Annotated in this window: 15 protein-coding genes; 9 read left to right on the top strand and 6 right to left on the bottom strand. The window is 61.1% G+C overall.

Annotated features, from left to right (window positions below; translation table 11 throughout):
• The first annotated feature begins 262 nt into the window (after positions 1-262).
• The 6 genes from rfbC to AC1VV3_RS10540 all read left to right on the top strand — a co-directional run bounded on the left by rfbC (position 263) and on the right by AC1VV3_RS10540 (position 5501).
• Complete coding sequence (rfbC, locus tag AC1VV3_RS10565; protein ID WP_482961703.1) at positions 263-826, top strand: dTDP-4-dehydrorhamnose 3,5-epimerase; 564 nt, start codon at positions 263-265, stop codon at positions 824-826.
• 10 nt (positions 827-836) lie between these two features.
• The gene (gene rfbB / locus AC1VV3_RS10560; protein WP_482962091.1) at positions 837-1898 is read left to right on the top strand and encodes a dTDP-glucose 4,6-dehydratase; all 1062 of its coding nucleotides are present in this window, start codon (positions 837-839) and stop codon (positions 1896-1898) included.
• Entirely contained in the window at positions 1895-2776 is an 882-nt protein-coding gene (rfbD, locus tag AC1VV3_RS10555) for a dTDP-4-dehydrorhamnose reductase (RefSeq protein WP_482961702.1), read from the top strand. The genes rfbB and rfbD overlap by 4 nt, the downstream gene beginning before the upstream one ends.
• 19 nt (positions 2777-2795) lie before the next feature.
• On the top strand, positions 2796-3680 hold the full coding sequence (gene rfbA / locus AC1VV3_RS10550) for a glucose-1-phosphate thymidylyltransferase RfbA (RefSeq protein ID WP_482961701.1): 885 nt from the start codon (positions 2796-2798) through the stop codon (positions 3678-3680).
• Positions 3681-4332: 652 nt separating this feature from the next.
• Positions 4333-5220, top strand: a complete 888-nt coding sequence (locus AC1VV3_RS10545) for an ArdC family protein (protein ID WP_482961700.1) — start codon at positions 4333-4335, stop codon at positions 5218-5220.
• On the top strand, positions 5217-5501 hold the full coding sequence (locus tag AC1VV3_RS10540) for a sigma factor-like helix-turn-helix DNA-binding protein (RefSeq protein WP_482961699.1): 285 nt from the start codon (positions 5217-5219) through the stop codon (positions 5499-5501). Before AC1VV3_RS10545 ends, AC1VV3_RS10540 begins: the two co-directional genes overlap by 4 nt.
• A gap of 61 nt (positions 5502-5562) precedes the next feature.
• Here the strand turns inward: AC1VV3_RS10540 and AC1VV3_RS10535 are convergent, their stop codons facing one another.
• The 5 genes from AC1VV3_RS10535 to AC1VV3_RS10515 all read right to left on the bottom strand — a co-directional run bounded on the left by AC1VV3_RS10535 (position 5563) and on the right by AC1VV3_RS10515 (position 8073).
• Entirely contained in the window at positions 5563-5781 is a 219-nt protein-coding gene (locus tag AC1VV3_RS10535) for a helix-turn-helix transcriptional regulator (RefSeq protein ID WP_482961698.1), read from the bottom strand.
• A gap of 338 nt (positions 5782-6119) precedes the next feature.
• Positions 6120-6701, bottom strand: coding sequence for a hypothetical protein (locus tag AC1VV3_RS10530; protein WP_482961697.1), 582 nt, complete (start codon positions 6699-6701; stop codon positions 6120-6122).
• 346 nt (positions 6702-7047) lie between these two features.
• On the bottom strand, positions 7048-7446 hold the full coding sequence (locus tag AC1VV3_RS10525; RefSeq protein WP_482961696.1) for an excalibur calcium-binding domain-containing protein: 399 nt from the start codon (positions 7444-7446) through the stop codon (positions 7048-7050).
• Positions 7447-7517: 71 nt separating this feature from the next.
• Positions 7518-7730 carry a conjugal transfer protein TraD gene (locus AC1VV3_RS10520; RefSeq protein ID WP_482961695.1) on the bottom strand — a complete coding sequence of 71 codons (213 nt, stop codon included), beginning with the start codon at positions 7728-7730 and terminating at the stop codon, positions 7518-7520.
• Between the two features lie 16 nt (positions 7731-7746).
• Positions 7747-8073: a conjugal transfer protein TraD gene (locus AC1VV3_RS10515; RefSeq protein ID WP_482961694.1), complete on the bottom strand. Its 327-nt coding sequence runs from the start codon at positions 8071-8073 to the stop codon at positions 7747-7749.
• A gap of 171 nt (positions 8074-8244) precedes the next feature.
• On the opposite strand from AC1VV3_RS10515, the gene traA reads away from it, so the two are divergent.
• The 3 genes from traA (at position 8245) to AC1VV3_RS10500 (ending at position 12930) form a co-directional block, all read left to right on the top strand.
• Complete coding sequence (traA, locus tag AC1VV3_RS10510; protein ID WP_482962090.1) at positions 8245-11070, top strand: Ti-type conjugative transfer relaxase TraA; 2826 nt, start codon at positions 8245-8247, stop codon at positions 11068-11070.
• A 9-nt stretch (positions 11071-11079) separates the two neighbouring features.
• Positions 11080-11775, top strand: a complete 696-nt coding sequence (locus tag AC1VV3_RS10505; protein WP_482961693.1) for a DUF6118 family protein — start codon at positions 11080-11082, stop codon at positions 11773-11775.
• A 546-nt stretch (positions 11776-12321) separates the two neighbouring features.
• Positions 12322-12930, top strand: coding sequence for an outer membrane protein (locus AC1VV3_RS10500; RefSeq protein WP_482961692.1), 609 nt, complete (start codon positions 12322-12324; stop codon positions 12928-12930).
• A gap of 730 nt (positions 12931-13660) precedes the next feature.
• On the opposite strand, the gene AC1VV3_RS10495 is transcribed toward AC1VV3_RS10500, so the two are convergent.
• The gene (locus AC1VV3_RS10495; RefSeq protein WP_482961691.1) at positions 13661-18346 is read right to left on the bottom strand and encodes an autotransporter-associated beta strand repeat-containing protein; all 4686 of its coding nucleotides are present in this window, start codon (positions 18344-18346) and stop codon (positions 13661-13663) included.
• Positions 18347-18997: the final 651 nt, after the last annotated feature.

Genomic DNA, 18997 nt, shown 5'->3' with positions numbered 1-18997 from the left:
TCTCGCATTCCCGCCGGAGGCATTTTCCGGGACAGGGTCAACAGGTTCACAAAGCTTCTGTGCTCCAATCCGCCAATCCGCGCTGGAGGAAACCAAGGGGCACCTCACGCGAAGGTCTTTTCGCATCTGCTAAGCCCGTACCGGCACTTGTGCGGAGTTACCGATAACTTGTCCTAGAAAGCACGAATATGAAAAGGGGTCTTAACATGGTTTCATAGTCTCGCCTTTGAGAGAGTCTTGAGGATCGACACGGAAGTGACGAATGGAGATAAAGACCTTCGACATCCCCGGTTTGGCGTTGATCTTGCTTCGGCGCGTCGGAGACGAACGAGGCTCGTTCGCGGAAATCTTTCGCCGTGATTGGCTCACGCAAAACATCGGTGATTGGACCTTCGTGCAGGAGAACGAAAGTCACAGCCGGAAAGTCGGCACCATTCGCGGTTTACACTTCCAAACGATGCCGCGCTCACAGGGCAAACTGGTGCGCTGCACTGCTGGCGCGCTGTTCGATGTGGCGGTGGACATCCGAAATGGATCACCGACGTTCGGACAATGGTTTGGAGCAACACTGACTGCCGGGGATGGTAAGCAAATCTGGATCCCTCCAGGTTTCGCCCACGGGTTTTGCACAATCGAGCCAGATACGGTCATCTGCTACAAAGTCACGGACTACTATGATCGCGAATGCGACTGTGGCCTGGCTTGGGACGATCCCTTGATCGGTATCGCTTGGCCGGACGTTGCCGACCCGGAAACTCTTTCAATTAAGGACTGCAGGCAACCTGCATTCAATAAGTCGCTTGATTATTTCAGCTGGAGCCCGTGATTCCATGTCTTTGCGCGTTATCGTCACTGGCGGTGCAGGCTTCATCGGCTCGGCTCTAGTTCGTTATTTGGTTCTGGAAAAACTGTATGATGTTCTCACCATCGATGCGCTAAATTACTCGGGCTCTGAGGCCTCTTTAAGGGCGGTCAAAGAGGCGGCCAACCATCAGTTTTGCAAAATCGATATTCGCGACCGCGCAGCGCTTGAAGCAGCTATTGTTAAATTCCGGCCTAGTCGCATTATGCATCTAGCTGCCGAAACTCACGTAGACCGCTCGATCACCGGAGCAGCTGACTTCATCGAAGCTAACGTGCTGGGAACCTTCACGCTGTTGGAAGTCGCCCGAAGCTATTGGAACAATCTCAGCGGAGCCGCAAGGACGGCGTTTCGGCTTCTTCATGTTTCCACTGACGAAGTGTACGGGTCGCTCAGCGATGAAGGCCTGTTCACTGAGCAGACGCCCTACGATCCCAGTTCTCCCTATTCCGCCTCCAAGGCAGCCTCGGATCATTTGGCCAAAGCATGGCACCGGACCTATGGATTGCCCGTGGTCGTTTCCAATTGCTCGAACAACTACGGGCCGCACCAATTCCCGGAAAAGCTCATTCCACTAACAATCGTCAACGCCCTCGCGGGAAGGCCCCTGCCCATTTATGGTGACGGCAAAAATGTCCGCGATTGGCTATATGTAGACGATCACGTTCGCGCCTTGGAAACCATCATTGAGAGGGGACGGCTCGGCGAAACCTACAACGTTGGCGGCAGAAACGAGCGCCGGAACATAGATGTGGTACGCCGCATCTGCCAATCCCTTGACGCTCTTGTTCCGGGCCAGGCTCGATATGAAGATTTGATTGCATTCGTAGCGGACCGGCCCGGCCATGATGCTCGCTATGCGATTGATGCCACCAAGCTGGAGAACGAGCTCGGTTGGCGAGCTGGCGAAACCTTTGAGAGCGGTATCGAGAAGACAGTACGGTGGTATTTGGAAAATTCCTGGTGGTGGCAGCCATTGCAGGAGCGCTATGATGGCGAGAGGCTGGGGCTTGCTGCGATTGGAGTTGCTGCGTGAGATTTGCCGTCACTGGCAAGTCCGGGCAGGTCGCCACGGCGCTGCAAAAACTTGGCAGCGTTTACGGACATGAAGTGATCGCATTGGGGCGGCCTGAGCTGGATTTGCTTCATCCATCTTTCGTCTTTCGCGCCTTGGAAGCGGTTGCTCCTGATGTCATTGTCGCCGCAGCAGCCTACACGGCAGTCGATATGGCAGAACGTGAAAGCGAGCTCGCTTTCGCCATCAACGAAGTGGGAGCTCGAGCAGTGTCCAGAGCAGCAGCAGCTCTTGGGGTGCCACTGGTCCATCTCTCGACCGATTATGTTTTCGACGGTCAATTGGATCGCCCCTATGTCGAAAGCGATGCGCCTCGTCCCACCAGCATTTATGGAGCTTCAAAGCTGGCGGGTGAACGGGCTGCGCTGCTGGAGCAGCCGGATTCAGCGGTGCTACGTGTGGCTTGGATCTACAGCCCATTCGGCGAAAATTTCGTAAAGACCATGCTCCGCCTCGCGAGCCAAAATGACGAACTGGCGATCGTAGCCGATCAGGTTGGAAGTCCGACCAGTGCCGAGGATGTCGCTCATGGTATCCTGTCCGTGGCCAGCAATCTTGTGAGACGCCGTGATGCTGCGCTGCGCGGAATATTCCACATGACCGCGGCCGGCGAAACCAGCTGGGCAGATTTTGCGAAAGCAATTTTTGCCATTTCGTCCCAGCATGGCGGCCCGTTCGCCCGCGTCAGGCCGATTGGCACCGCAGATTACCCCACCGCAGCTGCGCGGCCAGCCAATTCGCGCCTCGACTCGACGTTGATTGAACGCAGGCACGGCATCGCTCTACCAAACTGGCGGACGTCGCTGGAAACGGCCCTGACATGCCTTTTGCCCGCATGAGGCTGAAAGAAGGACTATCATGAAGGGCATCATTCTGGCTGGCGGCAGCGGAACCCGTCTTTACCCCATGACGCTGCCCACCTCGAAGCAGCTCATGCCGGTCTACGACAAGCCGATGATCTACTATCCTCTCAGCGTGCTGATGCTCGCAGGCATCCAAGAAGTTCTGATTATCTCTACACCGCGTGACCTGCCGGCTTTTCGCGCGCTGCTGCGGGATGGATCACAGTGGGGCATGTCTTTTGAATATGCCGAACAGCCAAACCCCGACGGGCTGGCACAGGCCTACATAATCGGCGCGGATTTCGTGTCCGGAGAGCCTTCGGCGCTTATCCTCGGAGACAATATCTACCACGGCCATGGCCTGCCTGACCTGCTAAATCACGCATCGGCGCGCCCCCGTGGAGCGAGCGTGTTCGCATATCATGTCAACGACCCAGAGCGATATGGCGTGATAACCTTCGATCAATCTTCGAAAGCTCTTGCTATCGAAGAGAAACCTGAAAAACCACGTTCCAACTGGGCAGTGACTGGCCTTTATTTCTACGATTCACAAGTGGTGGATATTGCCGCCAATCTCAAACCCTCCTCGCGAGGGGAACTTGAGATCACAGACATCAACCGGGTATACTTGGATCGCGGACAACTTTCGGTAGAGATCATGGGGCGAGGCTATGCTTGGCTTGACACTGGCACTCCCGATAGTCTGCTCGACGCCGCCGAATTCGTGCGTGTCCTGGAAAAGCGGCAAGGTTTCAAGATCGCTAGTCCTGAAGAAGTTGCCTTCCGACAAGGATTCATCAGCGCCTATGAGTTGGAAAGGGCGATCGGCCATCTCGGCAATTCCGATTACGGCCGCTATCTCCGCGGAGTTCTGTCCCAAGGCATGGCCATTCACGCATGACGTGATGTGACCGCAAGAAAGTACCGGGACGAGCCGGTGTGCCGATAATCCGCGGCAAAAAAAGGCGCGTATTAAAACCAAGCTCTTCTAAAACGTAAACAATGTTCTGATGGTGCCTTCAACGATGATGGCTTAAGCGCTGGCAGTTTACGAGAATCTGCGCGATGTTACTAACGAGTGCGCGATAATACTCGCCATAGCTGTCGCCCAATAGACTTTTCGATTTCAGTCGCGCTTGCCCTTCCTGTTCCACGTGAATCAGACCTTAGATCGGCATGGGGAATCGATCTGGCCGCCCCGTGCTGCGCACGGCCGCGCTCTACCCTCGCTGACGCTCGGGCCGAGCCGCCTCCAGCGTCTCGTCGGCATAGCCGTGACGATCGCTGGCGGGGCTGGACGCGCTTGCGCGTCCCGTCAGCGGTCTCCGCGGCTGCGCCGCGTCGGAGCTTGCCCTGCTCCTGGCTGGCGGGGGGCGTCACGGCCCCTTGGCCCCGCCATGGCGCGCCGCAAGGCGGGTTCTGCCCGCCTCCTCCATTTCATTTCGGCCCTGCGGGTGCGCCCCGCCATTCGAGGCGAGGCCTGTGGTCCGCTCCTGCCGCCCCCCGCCACCCCGGCGCCGGTCAATGGCGGTTGGAGAAAGGAAGTAGGAGAAATGAACAGGACCGATCGTCAGAGCCTTTACGGCGAAGTCACGGCGCGGATCATCGCTGAGCTCGAAGAAGGCAGGCTTCCCTGGGTGCAGCCTTGGGATAGTTCGCGGTGTCCCTGCATGATGCCGTGTAATGCGGCATCGGGGCGTGCCTATTCGGGAATCAATATTCTCATCCTGTGGTGCGAGGCAGCGGAGCGGCAGTTCACGTCGCAGCGCTGGCTCACCTATCGGCAGGCCCTGGCGGCGGGCGGGAATGTCCGGCGGGGCGAGAAGGGCACAGTCGTTTGCTACGCGGATCGCTTCACCCCGAAGGACGAAGTCGAGAAGGCGGCGGGCGGCGACCGCGAGGCGAGGACAATCGCGTTCCTGAAGCGCTTTGTGGTCTTCAATCTCGATCAGGTGGAGGGGCTGCCCGAGCGCTTGATGGCGGAGCCGGGGGTGCCAGATCCGGTGATGCAGATTGCCGAGGTCGACAGGCTGATCGCTGCCAGCGGGGCGGACTTTCGCATCGGCGGGGACGAGGCGTTCTATTCCCCGGCGCAGGATTACGTGCAGGTTCCGCCGCAGGCTGCCTTCCATGATCCGGTAAACTGGTTTCGCACGGCCCTTCACGAGCTGGGTCACTGGGCTGGCGGGAAGGCAAGGCTGAACCGGGACATGTCCGGAAAGTTCGGCTCGGCCCAGTATGCCAGGGAGGAACTCGTTGCCGAGATGACGGCGGCGTTCTCCTGCGCCTCGCTCGGTATCCAGCCCACCGTGCGGCACCGCGATTACCTTGGGGCGTGGCTAGAGGTCATGCGTGCCGACGAGAGGGCAATCTTCCGGGCGGCGAGCGCTGCCGGCAAGGCGGCGGATTTCCTCCTCGCCTTTACGGAGGACGCGGCATGATGGGTTATCTCCACGGTCTGGAGCAGCGCATCCGCGAGGCGTTCCTGCGCGATGCCTTTTCCGAGTACGAAGACCCGGAACTGCGCCGATTGGCCCGGGCGGTCTATTCGCTTCCCGGTCTGCCTTACAAGGTGTTCTGCCTCATGCGGTTCGACAGGCTCACTTACGAGCAGATCGCGGAGCGGCTGCATATCAGCCCTCAGCGAGTACAGAACGAGATGGGCCGGGCCATTACGCTTATCATACGCTCGAAGAAGCGGCAGCAGCGCAAGGGATGGTGATGCAGTCAGGACGCGCCCGCTGTCGCGGGCGCGTCCGATCTTGCGCTTGGCACGGTGTCGTTCAGGAGCGGGGCGGGAAGTCCTCGACGGTGTAAGAGATCGGGTTGTTCATCCATTCGGTAACAGCGCTCTCGCGCCAGCCGCAGCACCGTGCAGCGATACGGACCTGCGCCGGGAACGTCCCGGTCTGGACCTTGCGATAGAGGGTGGCACGGGACAGGCCCGTGCGGTCGAGCACGACATTGAGGCGCAGGAATCGATCAGGGGGCATCATGTTCATGTGGCATGTCCTCCGGTTTTGATGAGGTGGACTGGCCGGCCAGTGAGCAAGATTGGGCCAAACCGAGGCGCTTGCAAGTGCGCAGAACAGCGCTGAACGGCGCGGAACAGCTAAAACGGCGCGGAATGACGTTGGGTGCACCGGACAGGATGTTGGGTGCCCCGAATCGACCCCAAAAAAATTTTCGGATCCGGAGCCGCAATTTTGACAGATGCGTCTCATGCCGTCCCGATGCACGCAGCGCCGGTCGATCCGCTACATTTTAGGTAGTCGAAGGCTCGGGCGCGCTTCTGCCCCGAGCCTTCGGTCTCCGCTGATCGCCTGCGCTGGGCGCGAGGTCAGGACGGTGTTGTTCGCCGCCGCGAACGGGCATGCCCTGTGACATGGCAGACGTGGTCGACGAGCCCACCCACCAGCATCCGCACCTGATCGGGCGTGAAGCCGCCGTCATCGGGATGCTTGCCGCCCATGAAGTGGCGCCGGTTCCATTTCCAATAGGGCGCCAGCACCTGGATCAGCCGCGCGGTCTCGGCGCAATCGTAGCCGAACGCGGTGACGTTGGCGTAAGCCAGCGAACGGTCGACATTGAGGCTGATGTAGCGGGCGCACCAGCTGTCCGGGAAGCCGACATCAAGCAGATGCGAGGACAGCGCCAACTGCACGACGATCCCTGTCGAATAGAGGAAATCAGGCCAGCCCCCGGGCGCGCCAGGCGCCAGGCTGCCCATGAACTCCTGGGCACGAATGTAGCGCGCAAGACTGAGCTTGCGGCCCTCTTGGGTGCGGACCAGCCGCACCGGTTCGGCGCCGTAGATCTTCCACAGCGCGGCGAGCGCGGAATTGTCGCGGGGCAGGGAACTCAGCGCCGCGGCGACGGCGGCCGTTTCATCGGGTGAAGTCGCAGGAACAAGGCTGTTCATTTAGCACCTCCGGGTCCGCATCATGCGGGGCAGCGGAAGGCTAAGGAACCATGCGGACCAGTCCCGAACTCCCGCACGCTAACGCGCGGGAGCCGCCGGAGCTGGTAACATGCAAGTGACATGCGCCGCCGCCTTTCACCCGAAGGTTTGGACATGCGCGACGGCACCCCGGAAAACTGAGTTTTCCGAGCTAGGCTCACTTGCGGGATTACCAGTCCCGGCGCTGCCCTTTGCGCAGCGCCTTGGCAGGGTAACAGACGGGAATCCTTAGGCCAAGGACTGACTGGAATGGTCGGCGCTTGCACCGCATGCGGCGTGATCGGGGGGCGTCGATCTTTCGCGCAGTCTAGAAGTGGAAGCGCGATCGTCGGCGGTGCGAACGAGGGCCGTAATAGGGCTCGCACGCGGTGCCGTCGTTATCGGCATCGAGCTCGACACGGTAGCCCGGCTCGCCCGCTTTGATCGGCGCCCGGCTTGCCGCGCGCGCCGCGTCGCAATCGGCATAGTAGCCCCAGTTGTTGATCGCCGCCGGAGGGCCTGTATCCGGCAGCAGGCGGGCTGCGACTAGGCTGACGGCATCACCATGCAAACTGAGATAACCGGCGGCGCCGCCAACAAGCGCGGCCACGACGAAGCCTGCCGTGATTTTACCGATAGTCGCGCGTCTATCCCGGACAAGGCGGCGCTGTCGAAATTGCCGACCGTGCTGGATCGGAATTGCTCGAAACGGCCTTTCTTTAGGCATCGCTTTTCCCCCGCAACTTGGCCCCTCGGTCGTCGCGTGCGGCGACCGAGGGGCCAAGGACCGCTGTGAGACTAACTCTCTAACGGATCGCTAAAGGCCCGCACACCGCGCCGCCGCCACAGTGTCAGCGCCTGCTCGCGATCCGCGCTGCGCAGTCTGGCCGCTGCGTCGACCAGCAGGCCGAGGATCACCGCGCGGTCATCCTCGGTCAGTTCGACCAGCTCGGCTTTGACGACCAGCCCGCCGAGCTCGATGAGCCGGCGGGTGCGTTCGCGCCGCTTCACTTGCCAGTCGCGGCGGTCATGCCGCGCCCTGCTCGCCAAGTGGCAATTGCGCGCCGCCTGGTTCCGCCGCAGCGCGGCGCGGCTTGTTGCCAGCTCCCGCGCGAGTGCCTTTACCGTTTCCTGAAAAGAACGCAGCGCCGCGCCCCCGCCACGCCTCCTTTCTGGACGCGTCGGTGGTGGTGGCAGCATCGAGCAGGGCGCCGGCCAGAACCTCGGCGGAAAGAGCGTCGGCTCCTGTTGCATTCACCAGTTCTCCGAGCTGGCTGGTCTTGCGTGTTTTGAGTTGCCGCGCCTTGTCGTTAAGTGCCTTGAGTTCGGTGTCATAGTCACGGGGTTTGCGCATGGTCCGTCCTTTCGTTGCTGGAGGCGGACGGTTCAGGTAATGGGAGTCTCAGCGGCAAACAATAGCGTGAAATCTTCTGGGATTTCGTGTTCCCGAGTGCGATGAAATCGTTCGAGGGCGCGCTTATACGTCGTGCCGACGCGCTGCTTGAAGTGTAAATGGATCGCTGTCATGGCGATCTACCATTTCTCGGCCAAAGTCATTTCCCGCGCCGCCGGCTCCTCGGCGGTGGCCGCCGCCGCCTATCGTTCCGCCTCGCGGCTGCACGATGAGCGGCTGGGGCGCGATCATGACTTTTCGAACAAGGCGGGCGTCGTCCACTCGGAGATCCTGCTCCCCGAGAACGCCCCCGAGCAGTGGCTCGACCGCGAACGCCTCTGGAACGATGTCGAGGCGGCCGAGAAGCGCAAGGACGCGCAGCTCTGCCGCGAGGTCGAGTTCGCAATTCCCCGCGAGCTCGACCAGGCCGAAGGCATTCGTTTGGCGCGTGACTTCGTCAGCCGCGAGTTCGTGGCGCGCGGCATGGTCGCCGATCTCAATGTGCATTGGGATATCGGCGAAGACGGACAGCCCAAGCCCCATGCCCATGTGATGCTGGGCATGCGCGAAGTGACCGAGGAGAGGTTCGGCCCCAAGGTCCGTGACTGGAACCGCACCGAACTGCTCACCCATTGGCGCGAAGCCTGGGAGACCCATGTCAACCAGCGGCTGGCCGAGCTCGATATCGATGCGCGGATCGATCACCGATCGCTGGAAGCCCAGGGGATCGATCTGGAGCCGCAGCACAAGATCGGTCCGGCCGCCGCGCGCATGGCCGGGCAGGGTCTCGAGAGCGAGCGGCTCGAAGAGCATCACGCGATCGCGCGGTCGAACGGCGAGAGGATCCTCGCCAATCCGGCAATTGCCATCGATGCCATCACGCACCAACAGGCAACCTTCACTACCCGTGACCTCGCCAGGTTTGTGCATCGGCACAGTGACGGGAAAGAGCAGTTCGACCAGGTGCTGGGGGCGGTTCGCTCCTCGCCCGAGCTGGTCACGCTGGGCAAGGACGGGCGCGGCGAGGATCGTTTCACTTCGCGCGCGATGATCGAGACCGAGCGACGGCTCGAGAATGCCACCATCAGGCTCGATGCCGGCCGGCGGCACGGCGTCAATCGCGCAATCCAGGAAAAGGCTCTGGCACGCGCCGAAGCACGCGGGCTTGTCCTCTCCGGCGAGCAGCGCGGCGCCTTCGAGCAAGTGACCAACAACCGGGGGCTTTCCTCGGTGATCGGCTACGCCGGCACTGGCAAGAGCGCGATGCTCGGCGTGGCGCACGATGCTTGGCGCTCGGCAGGTTACGAAGTGCACGGTGCCGCGCTCTCCGGGATCGCAGCCGAGAACCTCGAAAGCGGTTCGGGAATTGCCAGCCGCACCATCGCCAGCCTGGAGCGGCAATGGGGGCAGGAGCGCGAACCGCTGACCGATCGCTCGGTGCTGGTCATTGACGAAGCCGGCATGGTCGGCACCCGGCAGATGGAGCGGGTGATCCGCGAGGCGGAAAAGCGCGGTGCCAAGGTCGTGCTGGTGGGCGATCCCGAGCAGCTTCAGGCAATCGAGGCAGGGGCCGCCTTCCGCAGCATTGCCGAGCGGCACGGCTGCGTAGAAATAATGGAAGTGCGCCGGCAGGGTGAGGAGTGGCAGCGTCAGGCCACGCGCGATCTGGCCACCGGGCGGACCGGCGAGGCGCTGCTGGCCTACGAGCGAGCCGGGCATGTCCATCATGCGCCGAGCCGTGATGCTGCGCGAGGGGCGCTGGTCGGGCAATGGGACCGTGATCGCCAGGCGCATCCTGAAGCCAGCCGAATCATCCTCACGCACACCAATGGCGAGGTCGGCGAGCTGAATCAGGCAGCACGAGCTCGCCTGCGGCAGGCAGGCGAGCTCGGCGAGGATGTGACGCTCAAGGTAGAGCGCGGCGAGCGCAGCTTCGCGGAGGGCGACCGGGTCATGTTCTTCCGCAACGAGCGCAGCATGGGCGTGAAGAATGGATCGCTGGGAACACTGCGCAGTGTCTCGTCCTTCAACATGGCGGTCATGCTCGACGATGGCCGCTCCGTCGCCTTCGATCTCAAGGACTATGCCGATGTCGATCACGGCTACGCCGCGACCATCCACAAGGCGCAGGGCATGACCGTCGACCGCGTCCAGGTCCTCGCCACCCCGGGGCTCGATCGCCACGGCGCCTACGTGGCGCTCTCGCGCCACCGGGGCGAGGTCGACCTGCACTATGGCAAGGACGACTTTGCCGACCGCGCGAAGCTGGTGCGTGCGCTCAGCCGTGATCGCTTGAAGGACATGACCTCCGATTACGGCCCTGCCTTCGAGAAAAAGCGCGAGCCGGAACCCGCCATCGTTGTGAGGCGCGACCCCTTCGCCCGGCTCAGGCTGAAAGCGCCTGGGCAGGTGCGGCAGGCTGCGCCGCTCGAGATCGCGGTGCAGCGCTATGGGCGCGCGGCGCAGGATATCTTCAGGATGCGTGAGCAAGGGCTGAAACCGATTGGTCTGCAACATCAAGAGATGACCAGGGCGGCCGACAATCTCGACCGCGTGCAGGAGCACGGTGCGCGCGATCTCTATGCCGCGATCCGGAAAGAGCCTGAAATCGCCGATGAAGCCGGCAAGGGACAGACCCGCCGCGCTATCCAGGCGATGATGGCTGAAAGCGAGATCCGCATCGCGGCCGATCTGCGCGCCGACCGCTTCGTGAACGAATGGCAGACCCAGACCCAGCAGTTCATGCGCATGCAGAAGATGGGCAACGCGCGCGGTGAAGAGCAGGCCATGGCGCGAATCGATCACCTCGCCAAGAGCCTTCACCGCGACCCTGAACTCGAGTCGCGGCTGCGAAAGCGCGGCGCCGAAATGGGCTTCGGATCGTTTGAGAAAAAATCGCTATCTCAGGAAATCCAGGGTTGGGTAGACCGCTGGCGTTCGCGCGGCCTCGGGCTTTAGGCTGGCTGAATGCCCCAGAACCAGACCCCCGAAGAGCTCGATCCTGCCGCTGCGTTTGAAGCCATGGGCCAGCGCCTGGCAGGACTTACCGCCGCCATCGACGGCCTTGCCGTCAAATTCCAGGAGGTGCACGGACGCGACTACAGCCCCGAACTGGCCAGGATCGACGCGCGGTTTGAATCCGTTCGCGGCTTTGTTGACCAGCTGATGCAGAAACCGGCGATGACGCTGACCCCGCAGAGGATTGCCGAACAGATCGAGGCGGCCGGAAGAAATGGGCGTCAGGCAGATCACACGGCGTGGAGGCAGGCGCAGAACGAGCTGCAAGCGACGGCCAATTCCATTGGACGTGTCGTGGCTTCTGCCTTGGAGGAAGAGAGACAGCTGATATGGCTGCTCATTGCCGCCAGCGTTGCCCTCGTGGCGGGGACTATCCTCGGAAATCTCGTTCCACCGACCATCGATCGCCGCATGCCGGAAAGCTGGCATTGGCCGGAGCAGCGCGCGGCTGACATCCTTGGGCGGGATAAGTGGTCTGCTGGTGAGCGCCTTTTGGAGGTTTCTGATCCGGCGCGTTGGATGAGAGTAAAAGCTGCCATGGAAATAGTGGAGGACAAGAGCTCGGAGATTAAAGAGGGAGCCAACCCGAAGGCAGCGCGCCGCAAGGGCTGCAATGGCAAAGATCGTGGTCACGCGTCAAAGTGACACGAGCCGGTCTCGCAGGGACTACCGCTTCAAACCGAGGACATTCATCGTGCCGCAATCATTACTCAGACGACGGCTTTGCTAAGAGCTCATTGCCGAGAAGAAGCGAAAAGGGCCGGCGCTCGTTGACTTGCCGCCCTTAAAATGTGTCCGCCTAACGTCTGCCGCTGGGCTTCTAGCGTTAAGATGGCGCGACACGGATTGATCCACTTTGGCCGCGCAACGGCCTAAATACATACAGGCAGGGAGGCAGTACGGCGCCGAAATTCAGCAGCTTCCGGACGGATCATGGTGCCGGCATATTAAATCAACAGCGCCATGGCCGTTACGAAACACAATCAGATAATCTCGATTAAAATTCTGCAATGAGGTTAGTATCATTGGGATATCGTCATTTTTAATCTTGACCATTGCTGATGAATTTTTATGCCAATCAGAAATAACGGGAATTTTAATAAATATCCAGGCTCATTCAGCTTGATTTGCAGGCCTCAAATAATAGTGATCGCTCACCGACATTCGGCGGCACTTTTTTGGGGACTTACATTGAAAAAGCATATCGCAGCAGCGACACTCGCGCTGATCGCCTCACCAGCTTTTGCGCAAGACGTTACCACCGCAAGCGGCGTTAAGGCCGGTGTCGTGGTGGGCTATGACAGCACCAATCTCAGCTACGATGATCTGGACGAAAGCAAAGGCGGCTTTCTGTATGGCGCAACGCTTGGTTACGATTATGACACTGGTCCTGTAGTCGTAGGCGTTGAAGGCGAGATCACCGGCGCGACAACCAACCAGAGCTATGACAATCTACTGTTTGCCGACGACCGCTGGAAGCTTTCGGCGGGCCGCGACCTCTACGTCGGCGCGCGCATCGGCTTCCACGTTTCCCCCAGCGTATTGCTTTATGCCAAGGGCGGCTACACCAATGCACGGGCCAACCTTAGCATCCGCTACGAAGGCGAAAAGTACAAAGATCACGATAATCTTGATGGTTTTCGGCTCGGCGCAGGAGCGGAAGTCACGGTCACGCAGTCGACTTTCGCTCGTATCGAATACCGCTACAGTGACTACGGCAACTACGGCTACGATGACGTGGATAGCGGCATTGGCGTCTCCCGCCATCAGGTAGCTTTAATCAGCGGCTTCCGCTTCTAAGCCGGGGAATTAATTTGAAGCTGGGCGACGGAGAAAGCGAGATTGCAAATTCGCTCGTCCAGCCTCAGCGTCCGTGCGACGCTTTCTTTGCGCCAAATTAAGATATGCAGACTTTAGGCAAGCTTCCCCAGCAAGGAAAAGTAGCTTTCCATGTTTCAGATATTTTAAACGGCCCCAGAAAGGGTGTGAGGGCAACAAGCGTTCTCGTGCCAAACCTAACCAAACTGCGCGGAAATTTCCGTGACCAATCTCGTTTTTTCGCGATTGGGGTTACGGAGTAGTTTTCACGAGCAGCCTGCTGGGCGGAAGGTAGCGCACTCAGCTTCGGCTCAACTGAAGAAAAGCTTGGCTCGCTCCGAGTAACCGATGATAAGTAAGCCGTTCCCGGCTGTATCCTGGCTATGACGAAACCCTTCAAAATTGTCGCCATACCGACGCGGTCTCCCAAACGTTTGCCTTAGAAATCCCGGCAGGTAGCAACTTACATGGTTTTAATGCAGAATTCGTCGTTGCTGATCTCCTTTTAAAGGGAGAGCATAGCCGTCGCGAGGAGGCCCCTTGGGCGAAGGCGGAATGTCGGGCTGAATACGACCGGTGCATGCGATTTTAGCTTCACGCAATCGATCAGCATTGCCGCCCCGTCTGCAAAAAGACCTCCTCCCGCTTAGGAAGGAGGTCTCCAGCTTTCGCACCGCAAGGAAACGGCGCGCATATTTCGAGTTTCGCAGGCTCAGAAGCGGAAAGCGATTGCAGCTTGAACCGCGCTGGATACGCCTTGGGTGCCGATGCGTCCGTCATAACCGGCAGAAAGCGTCATGTTCTCCTCGAGGCGCAAGGCAATGCCGAGGCTCAGCGCCGCGCTGTCGCGTGACTGGGCGGCGCCGTAGACCTCGAAGCTACCGGTCGTGCCTGCCAGCAACATATCGGTCACCGGCGAGACGTTACCCCAGACATGATCCCAGCCAAGCTTGCCGTGCACGGAGACGGGTCCTTGCTGAGGCGTCTCGAAACGCATGCCAAGCGAGGACATTGTCGTCGTGTCCTCGGCCGCAGCGCCGATCAGCGCGACATCACCGCCGGTTTCGGCAAAGGCTTCGCGCTTGATGTTGGCAATGGCCACTCGGCCATAGGGCTCGACCGAGCCGCCTGCCACGGCGAAGGCATGCGAAGCTTCGGCAAAGCCCTGGACAAGACGGGCGTTGTACGAGGAGATGAACGACTGGCTTTCCTGCGCGATTTCGAGGCTGCGCGTCACATCGCTCGAAAAATGGCTGTAGCCGCCACCGAGCTGCAGCTTAAAGCCGGCCACATTGCCCGCCGCGTAACCGAGGTAGTGCGCGCCCTTGAGCCGTGCCTTACTGTACACAGCCGCCGCACGCGAAGTGTCGTCGGTGTACCCGAAGGCCGTGCCGATGCGCAGCCCGTTCGCTTCGTCGAGCGCAAGGTCGAAACCGCCGATTATGCCCTGAACGTCGCTCCTGGTGCGCGACGCCTCGCCGTCCGCCGAAATTGTCGCCCAGTTGGAGAGGCCCTGCAGCCACAGCCCCGAGCGGGCTGATGTCGTCGATACATGTTCGAGAACCGCCTGGCGGGCCAGCGCTGCGTCGCTCAGGATCGCGGTCTGGATCGAGGAATGGATTTCGCCGGTCAGTTGGTCGAACTGGCTGCGCGCACCAGCGCCATTCATATAAAGCACCGAGCGGTAGAGCGAACTGTCGATGCCTAGCATTTCGACCTTGGCTGCGACCCCCTTTTGGTTCCGGCTCTTCCCGATGTCCGCGAACGAGACATCGTTGCGCAAGAGGTCCACATAGGCGGCCGTCGTATCGTAACTGAGGATCGGTGTGAGGAAGGCGAGGTCGGTGGTTACGCTGGCGAACGTGCCCTCCACGCCATCTGCCGCCGTGAGCACGGTGTAATGGGTCAGGTCCGCGTAGCTGCCATTGTTAGCAAGGATCTCGAGCTTGCTGCCATCAATCCCAGCAGTGCCCGTCGCCGCGATGAGATCGCCTGAGCCCGCGGCATTGACTGTCATCTGGTAGGTCGATCCGGCTGCCAGTTGGACATTGCCGTTGACGGTGAGCGTGCCGATTGCAGCGCCGCCTGGTGCGACGGTGCCGCCTGAACGGACGATGAGCCCCCCCAATGAACCGGTGGCTGCAAGGTAGGCGCCGTCATCCACCGCGACGGTGGCGGCAAGCTCGCCGCTCGTTTCCAGGCCGCCGTCGGCGACGGTAATCACGCCGGTCAACGTGTTGTCGCCCAGAAGCGTGAGCGTGCCTGAGCCGGCCTTCATGAAATCGCCGGTGCCGGCGAGAGTACCGTAATAGGCGGTATCGCTGGACTGATCGACTGTGAGCTCGCCGCCCGCACCGATCAGCACCATGCCGCCCTCGCCGCTCAGCGCGCTGACGGTTTGGGTCAGACCGCCAATATCGAAGGTGCCGGCATCGACCTGTAGCGTGGTCGCGGAATTAAGCACGGACGCCAGCTTGAGCCTACCGCCTTCGACTACCGTTGCGCCGGAGTAGAGGTAGCTACCGGCGAGCGTCAGGGTGCCGTCGCCGATCTTGACGAGTGAACCTGTGCCGCTGATTTCGCTGTCATGCACGGCATCCGCCGACCCGGCAAAAAGTAGCGTGCCGTCGTTTCGGGCGTCGGCGAGGAGGCTGCCTTCCGTGTCACCGCTGCCGACCTGGAGGATTGCTCCCTCAGAGATCGTCGCGCTTCCGCCGAGCGCACCGGTTAGGATGACGCGCCCTTCGTCGATCTGCGTGGTGCCGGCAAAGCTCGAGGAATCGCCCGAGAGGCCCAGCGCTGCGCTGCCCGTCTTCACGACCGCGCCGCTGCCGCTGATGGCGCCGGCATACGTGCCGTCCTGCGACTGGTCGAATACGGTGGTCGCGCTTGCATCGATGAAAAGGTCACCGGAAATGCTGGAGCTCGATCCAACCAGAGTGCCGTCCAGCACACTCGAACCGCCTGCGTAGGAGTTGAGGCCGGTAAGCTTCAGGGCGCCGGTGCCGGTCTTGACGAGGCCGGCGCTTCCGGAGATCGAGCCTGCATAGGTGGTGTCGGCGTCATTGCCGCCGGTCGTGAGATCGCCATCGAGGATGACTTCGCCGTTTCCGACAAGGCTACCGATAATCTCGGCGCTGGCAACGCGCAGCGTACCGGCCGAGCCGACCTCGACCGCACCGGTATCCGCCAGCGCATCGCCGCCGGAGACTGCAAGCGTTCCCTCGGAAATCGAGGTCGTGCCGGTGTAGGTATTGGTCCCTGCCAGCGTCAGCGTGCCGGTGCCGGTCTTGACGAGCGAACCTGTGCCGCTGATTTCGCTGTCATGCACGGCATCCGCCGAACCGGCAAAAACTAGCGTGCCTTCGTTTCGGGCGTCGGCGAGGAGGCTGCCTGCCGTGTCACCGCTGCCGACCTGGAGGATTGCTCCCTCAGAGATCGTCGCGCTTCCGCCGAGCGCACCGGTTAGGATGACGCGCCCTTCGTCGATCTGCGTGGTGCCGGCAAAGCTGGAGGAATCGCCCGAGAGGCCCAGCGCTGCGCTGCCCGTTTTCACGACCGCGCCGCTGCCGCTGATGGCGCCGGCATACGTGCCGTTCTGCGACTGGTCGAATACGGTGATCGCGCTTGCATCGACGAAAAGGTCACCGGAAATGCTGGAGCTCGATCCAACCAGAGTGCCTTCCAGCGCGCTCGAACCGCCTGCGTAGGAGTTAAGGCCGGTGAGCTTCAGGGTGCCGGTGCCGGTCTTGACGAGGCCGGCATTTCCGGAGATCGAGCCTGCATAGGTGGTGTCGGCGTCATTGCCGCCGGTCGTGAGATCGCCATCGAGGATGACACTGCCGTTTCCGGCGAGGCTGCCGATGGTCTCGGCGCTGGCAACGCGTAGCGTTCCTCCCGAACCGACCTCGACCGCACCGGTATCCAACAGCGCATTGCCGCCGGAGACTGCAAGCGTTCCCTCGGAAATCGAGGTCGTGCCGGCGTAGGTGTTGGTCCCTGCCAGCGTCAGCGTGCCGGTGCCGGTCTTGGTAAGGCCGCCGCTTCCGGAAATCGAGCCGGCATAGGCGGTGCTGGCATTTTTGCCGCCTGTCGTGAGATCGGCATCGAGTACGGTGCTGCCGCTTCCGGCAAGGCTGCCAATGGTTTCCGCATCGAGGACGCGCAGCGTGCCCGCGGATCCAATTTCGACGGTGCCAGTGTCGGCAATTGCGCTCCCCCCGGCGAGCGCCAGCGTGCCTGCCGAGATGCTCGTGGTACCCGCGTAGTCGTTGGTCCCGGCGAGCGTCAGGCTGCCGGTGCCGATCTTCGCAAGGCCACCAGCGCCCGTGATCGTACCGGAATAGGTGGTGTCGGCATTGTTACCGCCAGCCGTGAGGTTGGCATCGAGAAGCACCTTGCCGCTACCCGCAAGGCTGCCGATCATCTCGTCGCTCATGATCTCGAGCGTGCCGAGGCTGCCGATTTCAACGGCACCGGTATCGGCAATGGCACTCCCCCCATCGAGTGCGAGCGCACCTTCTTGAATCAGCGTGGTGCCCGTGTACGTGTTTGTGCCGCCCAGGATGAGCGCACCCGCGCCGGTCTTGGTGATCCCGCCGCCGCCATTGGTGTCGACCAGCGCGAAGGCGTAGTTCACCTTGTCCGAATTCCAGTCAGAGACGTACGTCGAGAAATCGCCCGACTGGCCATAGCCGGCAGCGCCGGCATCGACCGAGTAGTTCTGGGCGACAGGCGTGGAGGTCGCGAAGCCTGCATAGCCCGATCCCCAGGCCATGTAATCGATGGCGGCAACGTTCGAGGAAACACTCGAGATCGAGTAATCCGAGGCATCACCGCCGAACAGCAGCGCTGCGGTCTCCTGCGCGTTGAGGACTTGCGGGTTGGTACCCCAATACGGGCCGCTGCCAAGTTTCCATGACCCGATGTAGCCGAGTTCCTGGATCGCATCGGTGATCGAGCCATCGAAACGCGTCGTGCCGCTCGTGACATTGGTGGTCAGTGTCGAGGAGCCGACATTCACAGTGCCGGTACCACTAAGGTTTCCGATGGTCTGGTCCGCGTCGAGCTTCAGGGTGCCGCCGGACACGATCACATCACCGTTCGTTGGAAGGGCCCTTTCGACAGCGGCCGTGAGCGTGCCGGCCGTCACCGTCGTGCCTCCGGCATAGCTGTTCGCCGCGTTCAGGGTGAGCGTCTGGCTTCCGGCCTTGGCAAGGCCGCCATCGCCGCTGACCTTTCCGTCATAGGTGAAATCGCCCGCAGAATCGCTGCCGACAACGACCGAGCCCCCAGTAAGGACCAGGCTGTCGCCGGCCCCGAGATCGGCCGAGCCCGGATTGTTGGACGGGGTAAGCGTCGTCGTTGCTGCGAGCGCGGGGCTGGTAGTGGCTACCAAAAAGATCGCAGAGCTCGCAAGGAGCGATCGGGCGAACGCATTTGCAGAGCGTCGAGGGGCGAAGGTCGAACTGTAGAGGGGCATGTATGAGCCTCGTTGTTATGCTTGAACGTAAGCTAGGTTCGTCGCTCCGCCAGACCGGAAAGGGACACGAGCAATTAGGGCAGACGGCGGCAGTCCCTGCTCACGCGAAGTCGTAGATTGCCAGGCACGAAAGCGACGGACTTCTCACCGGTGCGAGAGCGGACCCGGGTGCGTCACGTCAGGAAGATTGCTGAGAATTCAGGTAGAAATGTGTCACAAAATGCCCCCCATTTTTCGGCTGCCCTACTCTATTGCGTCTCAATGAAGCTTCATGTTTCGGTCGCATCTACTCTGCTTTAGTTGCCAAACCATTAACCTTCTCTGTTCCTATAAAATAACCCAATTAGCGCATGAATTTCGACAAATCCCGGTATCAAAAACAATCAAGGTTATCCGATTCGCCCGGTGACGTTGGAGGTCAGGCTAGCGCGTCGTCTTTGCCGGTAGCCGGCGAGGGGCCGAGACAATTCGCCATTCACAATGGTGCCCCCGACGCAAGCTGTTCACGCTGCCGAGGACGAGATTGCTCCGATCTGCTGTAACGCGTTTCGCTGACTGCACTTTTCT

It is taken from the genome of Novosphingobium sp. BL-S-34 (assembly GCF_056857015.1).
Note: the sequence above shows the minus strand (reverse complement) of the source record. Positions and strands in the feature narration are given on the sequence as shown.

Coding starts and splice junctions, on each gene's coding strand:
- rfbC (WP_482961703.1), top strand. CDS start 263: ATGGAGATAAAGACCTTCGACATCCCCGGTTTGGCGTTGATCTTGCTT.
- rfbA (WP_482961701.1), top strand. CDS start 2,796: ATGAAGGGCATCATTCTGGCTGGCGGCAGCGGAACCCGTCTTTACCCC.
- AC1VV3_RS10545 (WP_482961700.1), top strand. CDS start 4,333: ATGAACAGGACCGATCGTCAGAGCCTTTACGGCGAAGTCACGGCGCGG.
- AC1VV3_RS10540 (WP_482961699.1), top strand. CDS start 5,217: ATGATGGGTTATCTCCACGGTCTGGAGCAGCGCATCCGCGAGGCGTTC.
- AC1VV3_RS10535 (WP_482961698.1), bottom strand. CDS start 5,781: ATGAACATGATGCCCCCTGATCGATTCCTGCGCCTCAATGTCGTGCTC.
- AC1VV3_RS10530 (WP_482961697.1), bottom strand. CDS start 6,701: ATGAACAGCCTTGTTCCTGCGACTTCACCCGATGAAACGGCCGCCGTC.
- AC1VV3_RS10525 (WP_482961696.1), bottom strand. CDS start 7,446: ATGCCTAAAGAAAGGCCGTTTCGAGCAATTCCGATCCAGCACGGTCGG.
- AC1VV3_RS10515 (WP_482961694.1), bottom strand. CDS start 8,073: ATGCGCAAACCCCGTGACTATGACACCGAACTCAAGGCACTTAACGAC.
- traA (WP_482962090.1), top strand. CDS start 8,245: ATGGCGATCTACCATTTCTCGGCCAAAGTCATTTCCCGCGCCGCCGGC.
- AC1VV3_RS10505 (WP_482961693.1), top strand. CDS start 11,080: ATGCCCCAGAACCAGACCCCCGAAGAGCTCGATCCTGCCGCTGCGTTT.